General features: G+C 28.9%; 16 protein-coding genes. All 16 read right to left on the bottom strand.

Annotation, left to right across the window (positions count from 1 at the left end; translation table 11 throughout):
* Nucleotides 1-43: 43 nt before the first annotated feature.
* Entirely contained in the window at nucleotides 44-2,365 is a 2,322-nt protein-coding gene (locus BUB42_RS07395) for a polysaccharide biosynthesis tyrosine autokinase (protein WP_073018727.1), read from the bottom strand.
* 95 nt (nucleotides 2,366-2,460) lie between these two features.
* Entirely contained in the window at nucleotides 2,461-3,228 is a 768-nt protein-coding gene (locus BUB42_RS07400; RefSeq protein ID WP_073018739.1) for a polysaccharide biosynthesis/export family protein, read from the bottom strand.
* Between the two features lie 218 nt (nucleotides 3,229-3,446).
* Nucleotides 3,447-4,193 carry a glycosyltransferase family 2 protein gene (locus BUB42_RS07405; RefSeq protein ID WP_073018741.1) on the bottom strand — a complete coding sequence of 249 codons (747 nt, stop codon included), beginning with the start codon at nucleotides 4,191-4,193 and terminating at the stop codon, nucleotides 3,447-3,449.
* 721 nt (nucleotides 4,194-4,914) lie between these two features.
* A complete protein-coding gene (locus BUB42_RS16710; RefSeq protein WP_244533895.1) occupies nucleotides 4,915-5,070 on the bottom strand; it encodes a hypothetical protein in 156 nt (51 codons plus the stop codon).
* 133 nt (nucleotides 5,071-5,203) lie between these two features.
* Nucleotides 5,204-5,443: an NAD-dependent epimerase/dehydratase family protein gene (locus tag BUB42_RS16715; protein WP_073018743.1), complete on the bottom strand. Its 240-nt coding sequence runs from the start codon at nucleotides 5,441-5,443 to the stop codon at nucleotides 5,204-5,206.
* 5 nt (nucleotides 5,444-5,448) lie between these two features.
* Entirely contained in the window at nucleotides 5,449-6,270 is an 822-nt protein-coding gene (locus BUB42_RS07415) for a glycosyltransferase family 2 protein (protein ID WP_073018744.1), read from the bottom strand.
* A 238-nt stretch (nucleotides 6,271-6,508) separates the two neighbouring features.
* Nucleotides 6,509-7,498: a glycosyltransferase gene (locus BUB42_RS07420; RefSeq protein WP_073018746.1), complete on the bottom strand. Its 990-nt coding sequence runs from the start codon at nucleotides 7,496-7,498 to the stop codon at nucleotides 6,509-6,511.
* 101 nt (nucleotides 7,499-7,599) lie between these two features.
* Nucleotides 7,600-8,421, bottom strand: a complete 822-nt coding sequence (locus tag BUB42_RS07425; protein WP_073018748.1) for a hypothetical protein — start codon at nucleotides 8,419-8,421, stop codon at nucleotides 7,600-7,602.
* 39 nt (nucleotides 8,422-8,460) lie between these two features.
* Nucleotides 8,461-9,009: an LbetaH domain-containing protein gene (locus tag BUB42_RS07430; protein WP_073018750.1), complete on the bottom strand. Its 549-nt coding sequence runs from the start codon at nucleotides 9,007-9,009 to the stop codon at nucleotides 8,461-8,463.
* 51 nt (nucleotides 9,010-9,060) lie between these two features.
* Nucleotides 9,061-10,230, bottom strand: coding sequence for a glycosyltransferase (locus BUB42_RS07435; RefSeq protein ID WP_073018752.1), 1,170 nt, complete (start codon nucleotides 10,228-10,230; stop codon nucleotides 9,061-9,063).
* The gene (locus BUB42_RS07440; protein ID WP_073018754.1) at nucleotides 10,230-11,399 is read right to left on the bottom strand and encodes a glycosyltransferase; all 1,170 of its coding nucleotides are present in this window, start codon (nucleotides 11,397-11,399) and stop codon (nucleotides 10,230-10,232) included. Before BUB42_RS07440 ends, BUB42_RS07435 begins: the two co-directional genes overlap by 1 nt.
* A complete protein-coding gene (locus BUB42_RS07445; protein ID WP_073018755.1) occupies nucleotides 11,400-12,692 on the bottom strand; it encodes a hypothetical protein in 1,293 nt (430 codons plus the stop codon). It abuts the gene before it with no gap.
* A 12-nt stretch (nucleotides 12,693-12,704) separates the two neighbouring features.
* A complete protein-coding gene (locus BUB42_RS07450; protein WP_073018757.1) occupies nucleotides 12,705-13,949 on the bottom strand; it encodes a glycosyltransferase family 4 protein in 1,245 nt (414 codons plus the stop codon).
* Entirely contained in the window at nucleotides 13,946-15,028 is a 1,083-nt protein-coding gene (locus BUB42_RS07455; protein ID WP_073018759.1) for a hypothetical protein, read from the bottom strand. The genes BUB42_RS07450 and BUB42_RS07455 overlap by 4 nt, the downstream gene beginning before the upstream one ends.
* Nucleotides 15,029-15,042: 14 nt before the next feature.
* A complete protein-coding gene (locus BUB42_RS07460) occupies nucleotides 15,043-15,996 on the bottom strand; it encodes a glycosyltransferase family 2 protein (RefSeq protein WP_073018761.1) in 954 nt (317 codons plus the stop codon).
* A 35-nt stretch (nucleotides 15,997-16,031) separates the two neighbouring features.
* The gene (locus BUB42_RS07465) at nucleotides 16,032-17,348 is read right to left on the bottom strand and encodes an MATE family efflux transporter (protein WP_073018763.1); all 1,317 of its coding nucleotides are present in this window, start codon (nucleotides 17,346-17,348) and stop codon (nucleotides 16,032-16,034) included.
* Nucleotides 17,349-18,154: the final 806 nt, after the last annotated feature.

Raw genomic sequence — 18,154 nt, forward strand, 5'->3', positions numbered from 1 at the left:
TTTAAATTATATTACATTCCATTTTTTGGAGTATAAAAAAATATTATACAAGTTTATACCAAGGTCTTTTTATACTTACTTCTTGATATTGATAGCCATAATTACGTCCATAACCATATCCAGATGCATTTTTCATGTTTACCCCATTAATGAGTATACCTACATTTTTTAACTGTTCTTTTTTAATGAAACTATTTATATTAGCTAAACTACTCCTGTCCGTATAATCGTATTTTGCAACAAATACTGTTACATCGGCTAAATAACTTATATTGAGCGTATCAGATACCATTTGCACGGGTGCTGTGTCCAGCACTATATAATCATAAAGATTTTTTGCCTCATCAATCAATGATTCAAAATTAGAATTGGTTAACAATTGAGTTGGATTTGGAGGAATTTCTCCTGCTACTAGGATATCTAAATTTTTAGAAAAAGTGGTGTCTTTTTGTAAAAATATTTTCCAGTCATCGCTTTTATTAGATAGGTAATCAGTTAGTCCTGAAATGTTTTTGTTTAAACTAAAGTATTCGTGCAATTGAGGATTTCTTAAATCGACACCAATTAGTAATACTTTTTTATTAAGATTACTTATTGATATTGCAGTATGAAAGGCACAAAAAGATTTTCCTTCTCCTTGAATAGAAGACGTAAACAATATTATATTTCCTTTATCTTCCTTATTTCCGTTTGCTAAATACGATATATTTGACACCAATGTCCGAGTTGCCTCTGCAATAAGGGACCGAGAATTAGCTGTATTATCTAATTTACCATCAGTATTAATTTTCGGGATGTAGCCTAACATAGGAATATCTGCTAAAACTTTTTGAATGTCTTCTTCATTATGTATTTTACTATCAAGAGATAATCTTGCATAAATGAGTCCAAATGGCAAAAGTAAACCGAACAAAAAAGCTCCCAACATAAAGGATCTAGGCTGTGGGAAAATTGCAGAATAATTTGTTTCTGGAAAATTTAAAGTCTGTAAATTTGATTCTAAAATTGCACCATTTAAAACTGCTTCTTCTCTTTTTTGTAATAATGCTAAATAGGTTTCTTCTTTCATGATTAAATTGCTATTTATATTACCCAATATCTTATCTTTTGTAGGAATACTTTTAGCTTTAGAATCTGCTAAATTTTGTTCATATACGTTCGCTTTATCAGTCTGAACTAAAAAGTTTAAATAGCCCTCTAACGTCTTTAAGATCTCTTGTTTTAAAACGCTTAATTGTCCCATTGTAGAAATATAGGAAGGATTATTTTTTTGTGCTCTTTGCAAAATTAATTGACTATCCATAAGTTTTGTATTATAATTAAGAAGCATCTGATTAACTGTTGGTGCCTCTAAATTGTAATCCGAACCAAGAGTGCTACTAGCACTAGAATTTCTGATAGTATTTATAGCATATCTCGTGAGCGAAATTTGCTTTTGATTAATCATAAAACTCGCGTTTTTTATGCTTCTATCTGCAGTTTTTTCAACTATGTAATTGTCCATTACTAAGATATCATTCGTTTGTAAAAATTTCTCCTTTACACTTTCGATAGAATCTTTTTCTTTAGTAAAGTTTTTTATTCTTTTATTTAAGTAGGAAACAGTGTTTACAAATAATTTTTGTTTATTGTTAACAATATTTTTGTCTAACAAAACAATAATTTCATTTAATATTTTTCTTGATCTAACAGGACTTGATCCAATATGGTTTATTTCTAAAGTTCCTTTCGATTCTAAAGATGATAAAACTATTAATGAAGCCTTCAAATTTTTAAGGGCAATAGCTGTAGGTTCCAGCGTGATTTTGTATTCATTTTGATAATATTCGGCGGGATTTTTCATCGCTTTTGGCGCTAATTGTATTTTAAAAGGTAATCCTTCGACGACTTGATTTCCTTTATATCCTGTAACAATATAGATTTTTTCTGTATCCGGATCCGTTATAACAAATCCCTTATCATCTATTTGAATTTCGTAAGAAACTTGTGGTAATGAATCCTTAGAAATTGTAGGTATTATAATAAAAGGAACTTTGTTTACAACATTGTTTTGAACCGAGTATAGCTTTTCAAAATAACTAATATTTAAATTCGTGTTTTTAACAACGTTGAGCAAAAATTCATTAGACGTAATCAGTCTAATTTCATTTTCCATATTTTCTTCGCTGCTTTTTTGGTTCGTGGTTATAGTTATAATTTTTGATTTATCTTCTTGTTCTTTATCCAGAAAAATCAAAGCCGAGGTTTGATAAGTAGCTGGCTCTATTTTTAAATAAATAAATGCTGCACCTAAGCACACTATTAAACTTAGTGCAAACCAAGGCCAGTATAAAAAATATTTTAAAAATTCTTTTTTAAAATCCATAATGATTTATTTAATTAAAATAGCATTAATGATCTCGATAAATATTATAACAACTAATAAGTTATAAGCCTAATCGTATTTTGTCAGGATTAATACTACAAAATTAGTAGCAAAAATACTGCGGATGCCGAGAGTACTAAACCAACAACCTGCAATGGATCTTTGATTACTCCGCCACTATTTGCTTTAAGTTTATTAGGTTTCACCACAATAACATCATTTTGTCTAATTCGCAAATCTGCATTAGACATCCACTTTGATGTTGTTAAATCTACATGGTAAACTAAACGTTGACCGTCTAACTCTCTAATAATTATTATATCTTTTCGAATAGCTGAATAGGTTAGATCTCCTGCAAATCCTATTGCGTCTAATAAGCTTATCGACTCTTCGGTAAAAAGTATGACACCAGGAGCATTAACTTCGCCTAAAACGGTAAATTTATTATTCACAACACGAACTTGTACTGTAGGACTAACTAAGTATCCTTCGGTTACTAATCGCTCTTTTATTTTTCGCTCTAAATTTGTAGGCGTTAATCCTCTCACTACAATTTCATTTAAAATAGGCATAGTGATTTCCCCTTGAGGTGTAACTAAATAGCCTGTTAATTTCATCATCTCAACTGATAACTGTGGGTTAGAAGACGCCATATTCTTGTTGAAAGGCGCGGCTACTATTGGGTTGAGATCACTCACTTCAATATTCAAAATATCATTGGGTTGAATTTTTGTAGATGCGTAATTTATTTTAGCATTTTTAAATTTATCTAGATCTTGCAAATACAGCATTTGTTTTCTAGTTGTACATGACGGTACCAACAATAAAGAAAATAAAATTAAAAAGGGTAGGTTTTTTTTCATATTAATTTATTTGTTTTTATATTTTTTAAAAATACTATTGTAAAGTTTCGTTCAATTTCTTTTATAATTTGTAGAGCAATATTATTCAAAGCTTTACTAAGGAATTGATTCGTTTTAAATTGCAATTTTATATGTAGCTTTTAGTTTAGCTAAACCTTAAAAAACTTTTTTAAAAATGAACATTAATTTTAAAATGGTATTATTAACATTTGTTTAAACTACTGAATTAGGTATTGCCTCAAAGCAATAGTTTTTTTAAGAAATACCGCTTGAAATGCGATTAAACCATGAAATTTATAGATTTTATAATCTTCATATAAAACATCAATAATACTTCTCAAATTTGTGCTCATGCCACCAATTCTCATTTTAACGATGTATGAATTGATGTAACTCATTTTAATTTTATGTAGATATAGATAGCGAATTAAAAATTCAGTATCAGAGGCTATTTTAAAATCAAGTCTATAAAAACCATGTTTGTCAATGATCGGTTTTTTTAAATAAACAGTCGGATGCAAAGGCAACCAACCTTTCTTGATTTTGTTGATGCTAAAAACTCCTCCAATTCGATCTCGAATAATTCGTTGTTCTGCATCATTTGAAACATAAATACCATCCCCGTAAACGCCATCTATGCTTTGATCATCAGCAAATCGCGCCGCAATTCTTTTAAGAACATTATTATCATAAAATTCATCGTCAGAATGCATTAATCCAATAACATCTCCCGTTGCTAATTTTAACCCTTTATTAATAGCATCATACATTCCATTATCCGGCTCTGAAATAAATTGACTTAAGTGTTGTTTGTAAGACTCTATAATTTGTGTAGTTCCATCAGTAGAATTTCCATCAATTATGATATATTCTATATTATAAAAACTCTGTCCCAATACGCTTTCAATTGCTTTTGCAATTGTAGCTTTTCGATTGTAACATACTGTTATTATAGAAATTTTCATATTAGTTTTTTTTTGAAGAAATAAAATTTACGATTTTAATTACATAGTGAATAACTTGATTTTCACTAATTTTACAATAATATCTAGTTTTTTATTTATAAGTTTTTATTTACATAAAAAGCGCAACTTCTTTACTTTATCAAACAAAAAAAAGAAAAAAATTTCACTATTAAATGCATTTTCTTCATATAGCTATTATAATCGATAAACAACATATTATTAAATAATTAACGATATTAAAATTGTGTAATGCTTTCTTTAAAACCTTTTAATAAGTTATTTTTTTTTCAAAATTATGTAAACTGACTTCTTAAATTTAGGTGAATCGGATTTCTGAAATAAAAAGGTAAGAATCATCAACAGCTTGCGATCAAAATAATAGTTGAACAAAGAAGTAAAAAAGATCAGAGGCTTTATTTTGAGGTGTTTTTTAAAATTCCTATTAAAAGGAAAATTAATTATTTAGCGATAAAATCATTTTTAACAAATAAATTACGACGAAGCTTATTGATTTTAAATTAATAAAATTTACAAGTAAAAATTTTATAATATTAATATTACCAACATTTAAATTTAAGTAATCTTAAAAAAAAAAATACTTTTCTCTCGTGATTGAGAAAAAAGTATTCATCCTAAATATTAAAAATTTTGTAAAAAACGTTAGCTTATTTATTTAACAGTGATTTTTTAAATAACTAATGATGGCTATTATGCCTTTGCATTACTGAATTTTTGCGCCGTAAACTCTAAGTCTCTTTTTAGCCATAGCAATGTCAGGTTGTCTTTGTTTAGGATTATCTTCTGGCAGATCCATCAATATAATTTTAGACTCAGAATCAGTCAATTTTTGGGTGAGCTCAATAACTTTCTGGTTCATGATGCGTGAGTGGATTTGGTTAAACTTTGCTTTTACTTACTTGCAGTGCTTTAGTTTTAACTTTTTTAGCCCATTCTATCACATTAATCGGTCCTGTAACCGATATTTTAAAAGTTTTATTTAAATTATAATATTAATGAATGGGCGACGTTGAACAAGTTGGCTTGTAAGTTTCATCAACTTCGTCGTGATAAAGCTGTGTAATATCAAAGTGAACCATTTCATAATATGTGTGAAATATTAATTCAATATTAGTCTTTGCTCTTGTAAAATAATTAGCTAGATAAATAACTTTATTCCCCTCTTTCAGTAGTGTTTTAAACAAATGCGATCCCACAAATCCAGCTCCTCTCGTAATTAATATTTTTTTCATCCAAATTATATTTGTTTTTTTAATGAATATAATTTTGTCTGAATTTGAAAAAAGTAATGTGACTTAAAACGTGCTAAATAAAATCCTTCTTTACCGTCTAAAAAGCCTAGTTTTAAGAAGTAAGCTCCTATAAAATAAAATGCGGGAAGTAAACCAGTGTTGAGAAAACCATATTTAATTTTTTGATTTAATGATAATTGAGAGTTTTGAGAATGCTGAAGTTGCAAATATCGCTGTGCTTCCCAAGTAGAGTATGCATTATGTTTAGCAATATAATGATCCAAGTTTTTAAAATCTTTATGTATGACCTTGGCTTTAATTATACCCACTTTACCTTCAATTATTGGGTGTTCATGCACCTCCATATCCAAATTACTCCATAGATCTTCATCAATTTTTTCGTAAACTCCTTTTGATTTTTTAAAAAGTGCCGACTTTTTAAAACCGTAGCCGTACTTCAATTTTTTACCCATAAAATAATTTTCAAATTGAACTGTGAATCCGTTGAATGCCTCATCTTTAATTTTTATAGCAACTTCATCCACAAAAGCTTCTGTCACAAATTCGTCAGCATCAAGGAACAAAATCCATTCATTTTTGATATTAGCGTTTTGTAATGCCCAATTTCGTTTTTTGGGGAATTTACCATTCCATTGGAATTGTATTACCTCGGAGCCTTCGCTTAAAGCAATATTCATAGTTTGATCTGTACTTCCAGAATCGACTACAATAATTTGATCAAAGCGACCTAATTTACTTAAACACGAAGGCAAATTTAATTCCTCATTTTTTACTGAGAGGATTACTGTGATAGGAATTTTACTCAAAAGTTCTGTATTTTAAAATTAGTTTGCTTATCAGTGATATTATAAAATTTTTTTTGTCAATTTAAAACTCAAAAATTGATTAACAATTTTGGAATTTATTCTTCTCCAAATTATTCGAAATTTATTTTTTTAACCAATGAAGGTATCAAAGAAAAGGTAAAAATTAGCTTCTAATTATAGTCTACAAACTAATTTTCTTTTCAAGATTAATTTTACTGCTGAGTAGATGAAGTAATAATTATGTTTTTCGCAATTCATGTAATAACTCGTGTTGAAATACATCTACACTGTATTTTGATGCATAATTAATTAATGATTCAATCGGAACCTCATTTTTTTTAGCGACGAAATTATTAATTTGATCAACCATACTATTAATTTCATAATCCAATATTATTCCAGATTTTGATTGATGAATATGATATTTGTGTGCAACATTATTAGATAAAAAAGCTTGCAGTCCATATGACATTGCTTCAACGATACTAATACCAAAGCCTTCATATTTTGATAATGAAATGTAGTAGCTTGATTTTTTTAAAATATTATCGATCTTTTCATCTGTAATCTCTCCATGAATCTTCACGTTTTTACTCAGCGTTTTTAATTGCTCTGTTCCACTGCCAATAATATGTAATTTGAATAGTTTCATACTTTCATGACTAAAAACTAAAATGAGTTTTTTTAAATTTTTATTTTCATTATTCATGCCTATAAAAACAAACTCGCCATTAAAACTTAGTTCATTTAGTAATCCATCGAATATTTTTACTACCGGATTCCATAGTAATCTTGCATTGGAAGCAAAATTAACTGCTTGTAAGTCTTCTGGGCTAACGCAAAAGATTTTATCGATACTTGAAAGAGCTATCGTTGAAAGCATTTTGAAAACTATCTTCCGAAATATGCTTTGTGAATCGTGAAAAATCCATCCATGAGAGAACAGATATATTTTTTTCTTATTTTTAATTTTATTAAGTAACGTAAACCATGTTAGTCTTCCTACATGTGGATCATTTAATAGAACAATTTCATATTTTTTTTTAAAGTATAAATCTCTTGGTTTAAACGGCAAATAAAAATCATATAATTTATTTTTTCCTTTATTTAAAATAAAAAGTTCAACTTCGAACCCGTTATTTTTCAAAATTTCAATTAAAATATTTTGCTGCGTCAGTATACCCCCATTTTGTTTGTAGTTTACGCTTGTAATTATTAGAATATTCATTAAAAAATTTTATTAATTTAAATTTATTTCTGGTGTGACACTCCATTTAATAGTTTAATCAAATCCCTAAACTTTATAAAAAAAACTAAATTATTGAAAATCTATAAATCTGTCAAATTTTCAAAAAATTGCAGTTCATTAATAGAATCAAAAAACTTCTTTTTATCGTAATTCCTTAATTGATATTCGAAAACTAGATATTTATTTGTGATGATGTAATTATTTTGTCGAATGCAATCCCAAATTAATCCTGACGTTCGATAAAAATATTCTTTTTTATCATAATCAATAATGACAATTTCTGCAAGTTCTAACATTCTAAGAAAGGCATCTTGAGATTGTGTTCCGTATTTAATTAGGTTATTCCCTATTTCCATATTTATACTAGAATTTCTATCGGGTATTAAAATTTTATATCCTGAAAATGAATTATTTTGCAGAATTTCTTTATAATTTTTGGAAAATATCACTACTTCTTTCTCTTTGAAATTTATTATTTTTGAAATAATTTCAGAATCAACATTAATTTTATTCCTAAATAATTTTTCGTCATTCACACTAAAGTTACCATCAACAGTTAAAAATTGGATACCTATCGTATCCAAAAAATGATGCAATTTCAGTTTTGGATCATGAGCGAGGTTATGATTAATCAAGAATAAGAGTTTATTCTTAAATAAGTAAATATAAGGAAGCAATAATAAAATTTGTGAATTTTTATACTCTCTAACTACACAATGAACAGTATCTTTTTCAGATTTTTTAATTCCAAGATTAATAACCGTAAACAATCGGTTCAAACATTTTAAGTAAGGGTCATTCATACCAACTTGTGGATAAATTTCTAGTAATGTATACTGATTCATATAACCTATATTTGCTTTCAAAATAGCATTTAGTACAGCGTGAACATCTTGTTTCATAAGTTTTATTTATAGTGTTAGCAATTAAATATAACAAATCTAAGTTCGATCTTTAATTTTGGTTGCGGGATTTCCGCCAACTACCGTGTTATTATCTACATTTTTGACCACTACCGCTCTCGCTGCAACAATTACATTATGACCAATGTTGACATTAGGACCTATAAAAGCTCCTGCGGCAATCCAAACTCCATTTCCTATTGTAATAGGTTTTAAAAGTAGAGGAAAATCGGGTTTGTTGTAGTCATGAGTGGAGGCGCATAAATAGGTTTTTTGAGAAATAGTCGTATTATTTCCAATTCTAATTTTGCCTTGATTATAGCAATCTACTTTAGATCCAATACAACAATTATCTCCAACTTCTAAATTCCAAGGTGCCCAGATTAATACATTTGAATATATTAGGGTATTGCAGCCAATCTTAGCTCCAAAAATTCTTAGTATAAAATTTCTCCAATATTTAAAAATTTTAAATGTTGAAGGTGTGATTGTAAAAAACAGAAGATATGCAATATTCCAGACTCCTCTCAACATTTTATTCTTTCTGCTAAAAGAAAAATTATAAGAGATTAAATTTATTTCAGACATGTCTCTTTGATTTAATTAAATAATTTAGGTAGATATTTTAAAATAAAAGAGTTATATCTCCGTAATAGTTTTACAAAATTCCTTAGCTCTTTCTCTAATGCTAAATTTTTTTTTGTAGGTTTGATGAGCTTGCTCTCCTATTTTCTGTAATTCATCATTAGGGATTAGAGAAATTTTTTTTAGCTGTTCTTTAATTCCTGAAATTGATATTTGATTTAAAATAAATCCTCCATTTCCAGTTTCAATTTCTTTCCAAATATTTATATTATTAGAAATAAGTACAGGCTTTTTACAAGACATTGCCTCTACTATTGCAATCCCAAAATTTTCTTGATAACTTGGTAATAGATAGACCTCACAACAATAAAAAGCACCCCACTTTGCCTCACCTGTTAACATTCCAGGAAAATGGATTTTACTGTTGTTTTTCGCTTTTGCTATCATTTTTTCAGCAAACAAAGAATTAGTGGGACCCGCGATAACCAAATCAGGTACAGTTTGATTTACCAAGCAAAATTCATTGTACGCATCTATTAAAATAGCGACACCTTTTTTGGGATCAATCCTACTTAAAAATAACCAAAATTTATTTTTTAATAAAGGAATTGATTGCCTGAATGCTCCTTGCATCTCAGCAGTTTTTGCTGGTGCTGAGGGTATTCCAAAACCCACGTTAATTTCTTTTTTTGGTTTATATCCTTTAAAAGTAGTTTTAGCTAACAACAACTCTTCCTCACAAGTAAAAAATATTGCATCAGCATTGTTAATAGACACTCGTTCTGTTAATTTCCATATAATATTATTGCGCAGCGCTTTCCATTGTCTGTTCGACGCTTTTTGAAAATATGGATCTAACATACCGTGAGGCATGATAACTACTTTTGGAATTATTATTATTTTTTTTTTCAAAATTCTTACAGCTCTAAAAATGGCATAGTTATGATATTGCCAAATTCCATGAACAATTACAGCATCATATTTAGGCAAATTATGAGCCAACCAACAAACTAACAAAGGATGGTATTGATAGGAAGTTTTTCCTTTACCGATTTTAAATATTTTAAAATTATCTGCTGTTCTATAGTCTAATTCTGCACTATCAAAACAAATGACTTCACTTTCAGTATCAAATTTTTGAAGATTAGGTATTAAATTTCTAACCGCTTGAGAGGTTCCGCCTGCGCTAGGATTCATTGAGGATATAACATGAAGAATTTTCATTAATTAGAATTATTTAAAATTGCTTTGTAAAAATTTTCTATTTTATTTATGACTTTATCGTTACTAAAACGTTCGGTGTTTTTTATACCTAAATTAATAGTACTTTGAAATTCAAATGAATTTAGTTCAACAATTTTATTCAATTTTGAGGCGGAATTCTGCGCCCATTTCTTACAATATATTTCTTCCGAAGGTCTTCTATCAATGTAAAAAGCCGCTTTTCCACCCACCTCTGTCATTGGAGCTTTATTTGTAGTTAATACGGGACAACCAGAAGCCATCGCTTCAATTATTGGCCACCCAAATCCTTCATCTAAAGAGGGGAATAGTAAACAAATTGCTCCTGAATATAGGAGATTAATATATTCATCAGATAAATTAGTGATAAAATAAATGTCTTCTTTAAATTTTGATTTTTGATACACAATACTCAATTCATCTGATGGTTCTGAACCAATCAGAAGTAATGGTATTTTTTTATTAAATTTATCTCGCCAAGAATCATAAATTTCAACAACGCCCTTTCTATTTTTATAATATTGATTTCCGCCAATGTGTAAAATATAGCCCATAAATAATAAAATATTTAGCTTGTCTTGTAGTAAACTTCGAGATTCTTTTGGCGGTAGAACGTTAAAAAAACGATTTAATCCGTTATAACATACTACTGAACTTTCAATTTTGCCAAGATGAAAATTGTGTAAATCTTTTTGGGTTTTTTCAGAAATTGAAATAAAGTTTTTACCGTTTGAAAAACCGCTTCTAATGTAATTTTGATAAAGTTTTCCTGTAAATGATGTTGGATTTTCTTCAACCTGTCCTTGTGCAGATTTTAAAGCTAAAAAATCATGACAGTGCACTACATGTTTTCTGTTTTTTACTAAAGGTACCCAAGGACCAAGTGCTTGATCGGCAAATACAAAAAGAGTATCTTTCTCAACATTAGACAATTTTAACTTTACTTCTAAAGGAAATATAAGATATTGATCTATGTAGCTAAACCATTTTTTTAATATATTTCCAAATGACAGATTAAGGAATCGCGCTTTTGGACTCCAAACTTCTACTTGATGCCCTCGGAACCGCATTCCATGGAGTAACATGTTTGCATAACGAGGCATACTTTGATGAGCTAAAAATGAAGGATGTGTAAAAAGCACTATTTTCATTTATTTAATTGTTATATTTTTATTAATGCTTGCCAATAGCAGACCAGAGGTAATTACAGCGCAACCTAGAATACTTGGTTGAGCCCATTGACCCTGTGTAATCAGTAACAAAGCAGAACCACAAAATGTCAGTGGTAATAATTTTAAGTCGTTTGGCAATTTCATTGAATTATAAAATAAACTCAATGCAAAAACTAATCTCAAAACTATTAGTCCACCACCTAAAATAAGCCCTTGTTCTCCTGCCAAACGCCCTAATTCTCCTTCAGAAATTAAAAATTTTGTACTTCCGCGTAACATTTGTGCGCCGGCATTAGTGCCCATTCCTAAATTACCAATAAAAAAAGGCTCCTTTAACAAATCGATTATTGGTTCTGTAAATCCTTCTATTGTCCTTAAAATGATAGATCCTCCTGCCTGCCCTTTAGCAGTATCAAAACGGCTCATAAAGACCTCCGTACCCAAATTAAAAATAGTTGTTGTTTTCTGCAAAGAAATAAATATGATAGCAATAACTACAACTGATATAATTACTCTTATTATTGATTTTAAACTAGTTGAAGAACCAATAAAGGCAAAAAAACCAACTAATACAACACCGAGAACAGCTGTTCTACTAACCGTTAATGGTAGGGCAATTAGCAAAGCTACAGTACTCGCAATCAGTAAAATTTTTGAGCAATGTTCCTTTGAAAGCCAAAAATAAAATATAAATACTGAAACTAAAATATAAAACGCCGACAGACCAGAAATGAAAGAGAAAGTACCAGATGGTCTAAAATATCCCATAGCGCCATCAAAACCAGCACTCCCTTCTCCTCCTATACCGATGTTTATGTAAGCTGTTTGTGGACTTGTAAATTGAAAGTAAATAATTAATGTCAAGACAATATTAATTCCCATCATTGCATAGCCCATATTGAGAATATCATTTTTCTTAAAAACAGCTCCAATTATAAGAATTAAAGGGAAATGAATTAACATAATTCTCGCACCATAGAGACCAACGAAAAGATTACCATGTCCAAAATTTAATGTAATTGCTAAACCTAATAGTGTAAATATTGCTCCTAAAATTACGAAAGTATTAATAAAATCTATCTTTAAATAAAAAGCTCTCAAAATTATAAATATTGCTATTGGATCGCGCACTATTAGCAAAGGCGTTGCCAAACCAGGTAAAATCCATTTTCTTAACGCCCCTTCAAATATCCAAAGTAAAAAATAAAGCCAAATTGCAGCTTTTATGGAATTATAGTTTGAATCTTGTGTTTGTTTTATCTCTATTTTCATTTCCCCTATTGTTTATAAATTTTTTAGTAAAGAAATTTCGGCAACTATTTCTTGACCGTAAACTGACCATGGTCTTTGCCTTGCTTTATTTTGAGCCCCAAGTCCAAATTGCTCTAGTATTTCTGGTGTTTCTAATATTCTCGATAATACTTTTTTTAAGGCTTTCGAAGATCCTGCAGGTATAATCCAGCCATCTACTCCATCAGTAATTAAATCAGGTCCCGCTGTGCGATCCGTAGTAATTACCGGAACTCCTTGCGACATAGCTTCGGTAATTACTAAACCAAAACCTTCAAAAAGAGAAGGAAAAACAAATACATCATGTTTGCTCATGCAATCTAAAACCTGATTATGAGATAACGATGGAATCCAATGGTGTTGCTCTAACGCCTGATTTAAAACTCTACAATCGCTAACCGCTTTATGTCCCACAACCGTCAACTCTACTTTGTCTTGTAGTCCCTTTACTGCCTCGAACAAATAAGAAATCCCTTTTCGTTGGGATAGACCACCTACAAATAAAATTTTTAATTTTCGTCCTTGTAATAATTGATATTCTTTATTTCTTATAACATCAGGAAAACCGTATGGAATCACTTTAATTTCTGCTAAACTTCCTGAATATTCTTTTAAAGTTTTTTTTGTAAAACTGCTAGCGACAAAAATAAGATCTGCTAAGGCTAATTCTTTATCTTTTTTAATCAGCTTTTCTGGTGAGTCATTAAAACCGATAAGAGTATTTGACCAATCGGGATTAATCTCAAATTCTTTATGCATTAGTAAACGCATACTTTTCCAATAACCAATAGGCAAGTCATATATACACAAAATTCCCAATTGTTTTGCTTTTGTAAAACTCTTTAATGCACCATCTTCATAAGCATACACGCAATTAACTCCTTCTTTTCGTGCTTTTGGCAAAGCATTAGACACCCATTTATCATGCTTTTGATAAACATTATCAATACAAAAAAAACCGTTTTCATGTTTTACTAAAAATTCTAAACCTAGTTTTGACGCCAATAAGCGACCCAATTCAAAAAAAGAATTCGACAGTGTGTAGCGCTGCCATGTTTTATCCAAACTTCTTCTTTTAAAATCTTTAAATTTTTGACTGTCCCCCAAATAATATAAAAATTGACTTGGAAATATTGCAACACTAGTGTATAATTTGAAAAGTAATTTATTTTTTAATAAACCAATTACCAAATTTTTTGAATTTGCATTTAAAGTTGGATGAGAAATTAATATCTTCATAAAATAGAGATTGAATTAATAAATTGTTCTGAAACAGCACTGACTTTAAATTCTTTAATATTTGTTGTAATTAAATTCAAATTGCTTTTTTCATATTTGATAATTTGTGACACTTCATACTGCCCTTTTGTTGGTGTCCAATTACGTGAAACCGAAATCGTATTCAAATGATGCTCTTTGTAAGCTGCATAAACACCACTTTTTTCCGTTTGAAAATAAGGTGTGGTAGATATACCAAAATCACTATTTAAAAGTATCTGCGATATTACATATTCTGGCTGGATGCCTATAATTTTATAACTAAAATTATAATTTTCTAATATTCTCACATAGCTATTTAATTCAAAACCATTATTACCGATAAAAACAAATTTTAAGGGCTTTTTGATCGTGTTTGAAATATGCTTTAAATCACTAATAAAATCTTCAAAAGGAGCACCATCATGAATTGTCCCAAACAAAACAAACTGAGTAAATAGATTTGCTTCTTTTTTTACCGCAGTTAGCGGAATGTTTCCAAAAATTGGCATAACTTCAGCATTGACGTTGATAGATTGTAGATAAAATTGATATAATTTATTTTGAGTATTTATCACTTTTACTTTAGTCTTGGTAATAATTTTTTTTATTATTAACTGTTGAAATCTACCAATAAATTTGTGTTTATATGAAGATTCCTTATCTATTCCTAACCATAGTTCATGAAACATAACATGCCATTTATGATTTCCATCAATGCTTTTCAAAAAAGAAGGCAACCAAAAAGGCAGACCTTTTTGATTAAAACTATAAGGAACAAATTGTAAACTGATAAAATCTGGTTGAATTCCATTTACGATCGTTTGGATAGACATAATTCTTTGATTATTTTTGAATGATATTGGTATTCTAAATACTTCTATAGAAGTTTCTTCTACTGTTTGAATTTCATTGGTAAAGCAATGAGCTTGATGATCACATAATGAAACGATCTTAGCATTATGTCCATGTCTAATGACTTGACCACACAATCGGCGAGTAAAATCGCCAACACCATCTTTTCCATGCTCTGCAGATCCACAAATAAATAAAATATCCATCCTTTTTAAGTAATTTAATTTAATTTTGTTACGAGGAGAGGATACATTTTAGCAGCTTTTTTGATAAGCAATCTATTCAAAATCAAATCATATAAATTACTCATTGAAATTTTATATACTTTTCTATTGACGAAACAAAAATATAATCCATGCAATTTTCTTCTTCCTATCATTTGTTGAATAAAGGCTTCTTTATTGTTTTTTATAAATTTATTCAATGCAATTCTTAGCAAAGGCAATGATTTCTTTTCATTATCTAAATAATTTAAAATCCAATTTTCCATTCCTATTATCGCGATTCGTTTTAACTCTAAACTACTGGTATTTGTAATGTTAAATTGATTTTTGCGATATAAAAATAAGGGATTAGCTGTGTAAGCAATTCCTTTATTCCCACAGGCAATAAATGCAGAAACATAATCAGATGACCATGCTAACGGCAATTTAAAAAAGCCACCATTTTTCAACAATGCACTTTTCCTAAAAACTATGTCTGAAATAAATTGTTCGCTTCTACCTTCAATACAATTTAAAATATAATTATTAGTATCTTCATATTCTGGACAACAATTACTTAAACCAATTACTTCGGAACTTTCATTAATGATTTTTATTTTACAATGAAAAACATCAAGTTTACTAAAACGAGTAATCAATTTATCAAACTCCTGCAAATAATTGGGATCCAACTTGTCATCATCGCCCATAAGTATAAAGAAATCACCTGTTGCATAACTTAAACATTTATTCCAATTATCAATAACATTTTCCGCACCTGTATTAAATTCGTTTTCATAATATCTAATTCGCAAATCATTAAATTTATGAACTATACTTAAAATGTCATCAGGTGAACAATCATTGACTAAAATCAATTCAAAATCCCAAAATGTTTGAGATAATATACTATTAATGCATTCTTCTAAAAATCGCGCTTTAAATGCTGGAATACCAATTGAATATTTCATCTAAAAATTTATTAGCCAGTATTATGTTAATTTATTTAATTACTTGTCAAATTATTATTTTCTGCTGGAAGTTTTAAAATTTTATAATATCCGTAAAAGACATGTAAAATCATCTGAACTAAAGCAACAAAAATATTTAGAGATAAAATTCCTTTTAAAGTTGCTATTTCAAAAATAAAGCAACCTAAAATTATAGGGAATAAACTTGCTGAAATAGATATATAATAATGTAAAATCCAACCGCGACTTAAATAAAGCGAAAGTGCGGAACTCATAATCATACTGAATGAAGTTGCAATTATTAAAAGCAATAATTCAATATTTAAATCTTGATAATTTTTTCCTAAAACCCATAGTATTTGATTAGAAAAGAGATAAGTGAAACCAAATATGAGCATAGAAATAATTGTAAAAGAAAAAACAATTTTTGTATAATTTTGAAGTAATTTTACCGGTTGGTTTTGTATTCTTGCAAATCGCGGAACAATTAATGTTGTAAATATTACCAAAAGAACATTTAAAATAGAACCTATTCTTCCTAAAGCCCCAATTTGAGCTATGGACGCAGCAGTTCCATATATCGAAATTATCCAAGTAGAAATCTGTCCTGAAAAACAGTAATAAATAAGCCCTGGCAAACTTTTTTTAACAATAATAGAAATTTCACCTTTAACTTCGGGCTCTTCTAGTTGACTTGAATTAGCGAATACATTTGTAACTTTTAATAATTTAAAATTTCCATACACTCGGGCAAGTCCTCCAGCTAAAATAGAGAAAAACGCAAATGGAAATAAAAATATTGTTATCGATATTAGGAACAATCTTAGAGCGCTGACTAGCAGCTGATTTTTTTGGAGAGGTAAAATATTTTGATTCAATTTTACTGGTATTTCAAGCAAAGAGTCTGACAAAGCTGCAAAAAATGCAGGTATAATTGACAATATTATTAAAAATGCAGTTAACAAACCTGCACCATTATGAATTAATAAATAAAATAAAATAGGTGATGAAATAAGTAAACTTAGGATACCGTACTTCTTACGCATTTTTAGTCCGGTGACTAAAACTCGACCTAGTTTTTGTTTGTCCTGCCAAACTTTTCCACCTTGAGACATGACGCCCGTAGAAATTCCTCCATCAGAGAGTACAGTCATAGCACCTAGCATCGTATTGGCTAATGTATAGAAGGCATATTCCTGCACTGATAAGAGCCTAATAATAAGAATCCCACATATAAACCCAACAATTTGTATTATAAACTGCGCGCCTCCAGTAATGGATATTAATTTACCCCAATTTATTACGCTATCGTATGCGGGGTGTTGCTTTAGATTAATTAAGTTATTTTTCAACTAAAAGAATTAATATTATTAAATAAATACTTTTATTGCTAATTGATCAAAAATAAAATTCTGTATTTTTAATTCTTATTTCTAATAATTTTCATTGTAGTTGCTAAAATAAACGAAATAATACTAGACAAATAAATCATTATCTGAATTAAGAATCTGGCAAATAAGTCTCACAGATTCTAATTCATTTACAAAAATAATTTGTGCTTTGTTGGATCATTTAATGTTTTGAGAAAAAAGATAATCCTAACTATTGATTAATGTTTTATTCTATTATTTAATTGATAATTAGCTTCATCAAAAACGTTAAACATTACAAATTAAATATTTTAATATCAGCATATATTTTTAATTAAAATAAAAATAAATAAGATTTTAAAACTCTAATAATAAATCTGTTAAATGAATTTTAAAATCCGATTAAAGACCAAATAACATAATTATAAAGATTTCTAATATTTGGTTTGAGATGAAATTTAGTAACACGATATTTATTACTTTAAACTTAAATAGCTAAATTTTATGTTAAAGGCAATTGAGGACAAACTTAATGAGAGAACGAAAGTTTTAAATTTAGTACCTTATGCAAAAGTGAAGACGCTATTATGTAAGTAGGCACAGATCCTCATATTAGTTAAAATATCAATCTGTAAATATTGATTTCTAAAACATAATGCTTCTGTAATATTTTATAAATTTGAATTGTGATTTTGTATTAGCCCCTTAAATAATCGGACACAATTATAAATCAAAAACTATAATTTTGTACGATGGAAAAGCGAAAATTTACTATAGAGGAGAAGCTA

It is taken from the genome of Flavobacterium micromati (genome assembly GCF_900129585.1).
Taxonomy (GTDB): Bacteria; Bacteroidota; Bacteroidia; order Flavobacteriales; family Flavobacteriaceae; genus Flavobacterium; species Flavobacterium micromati.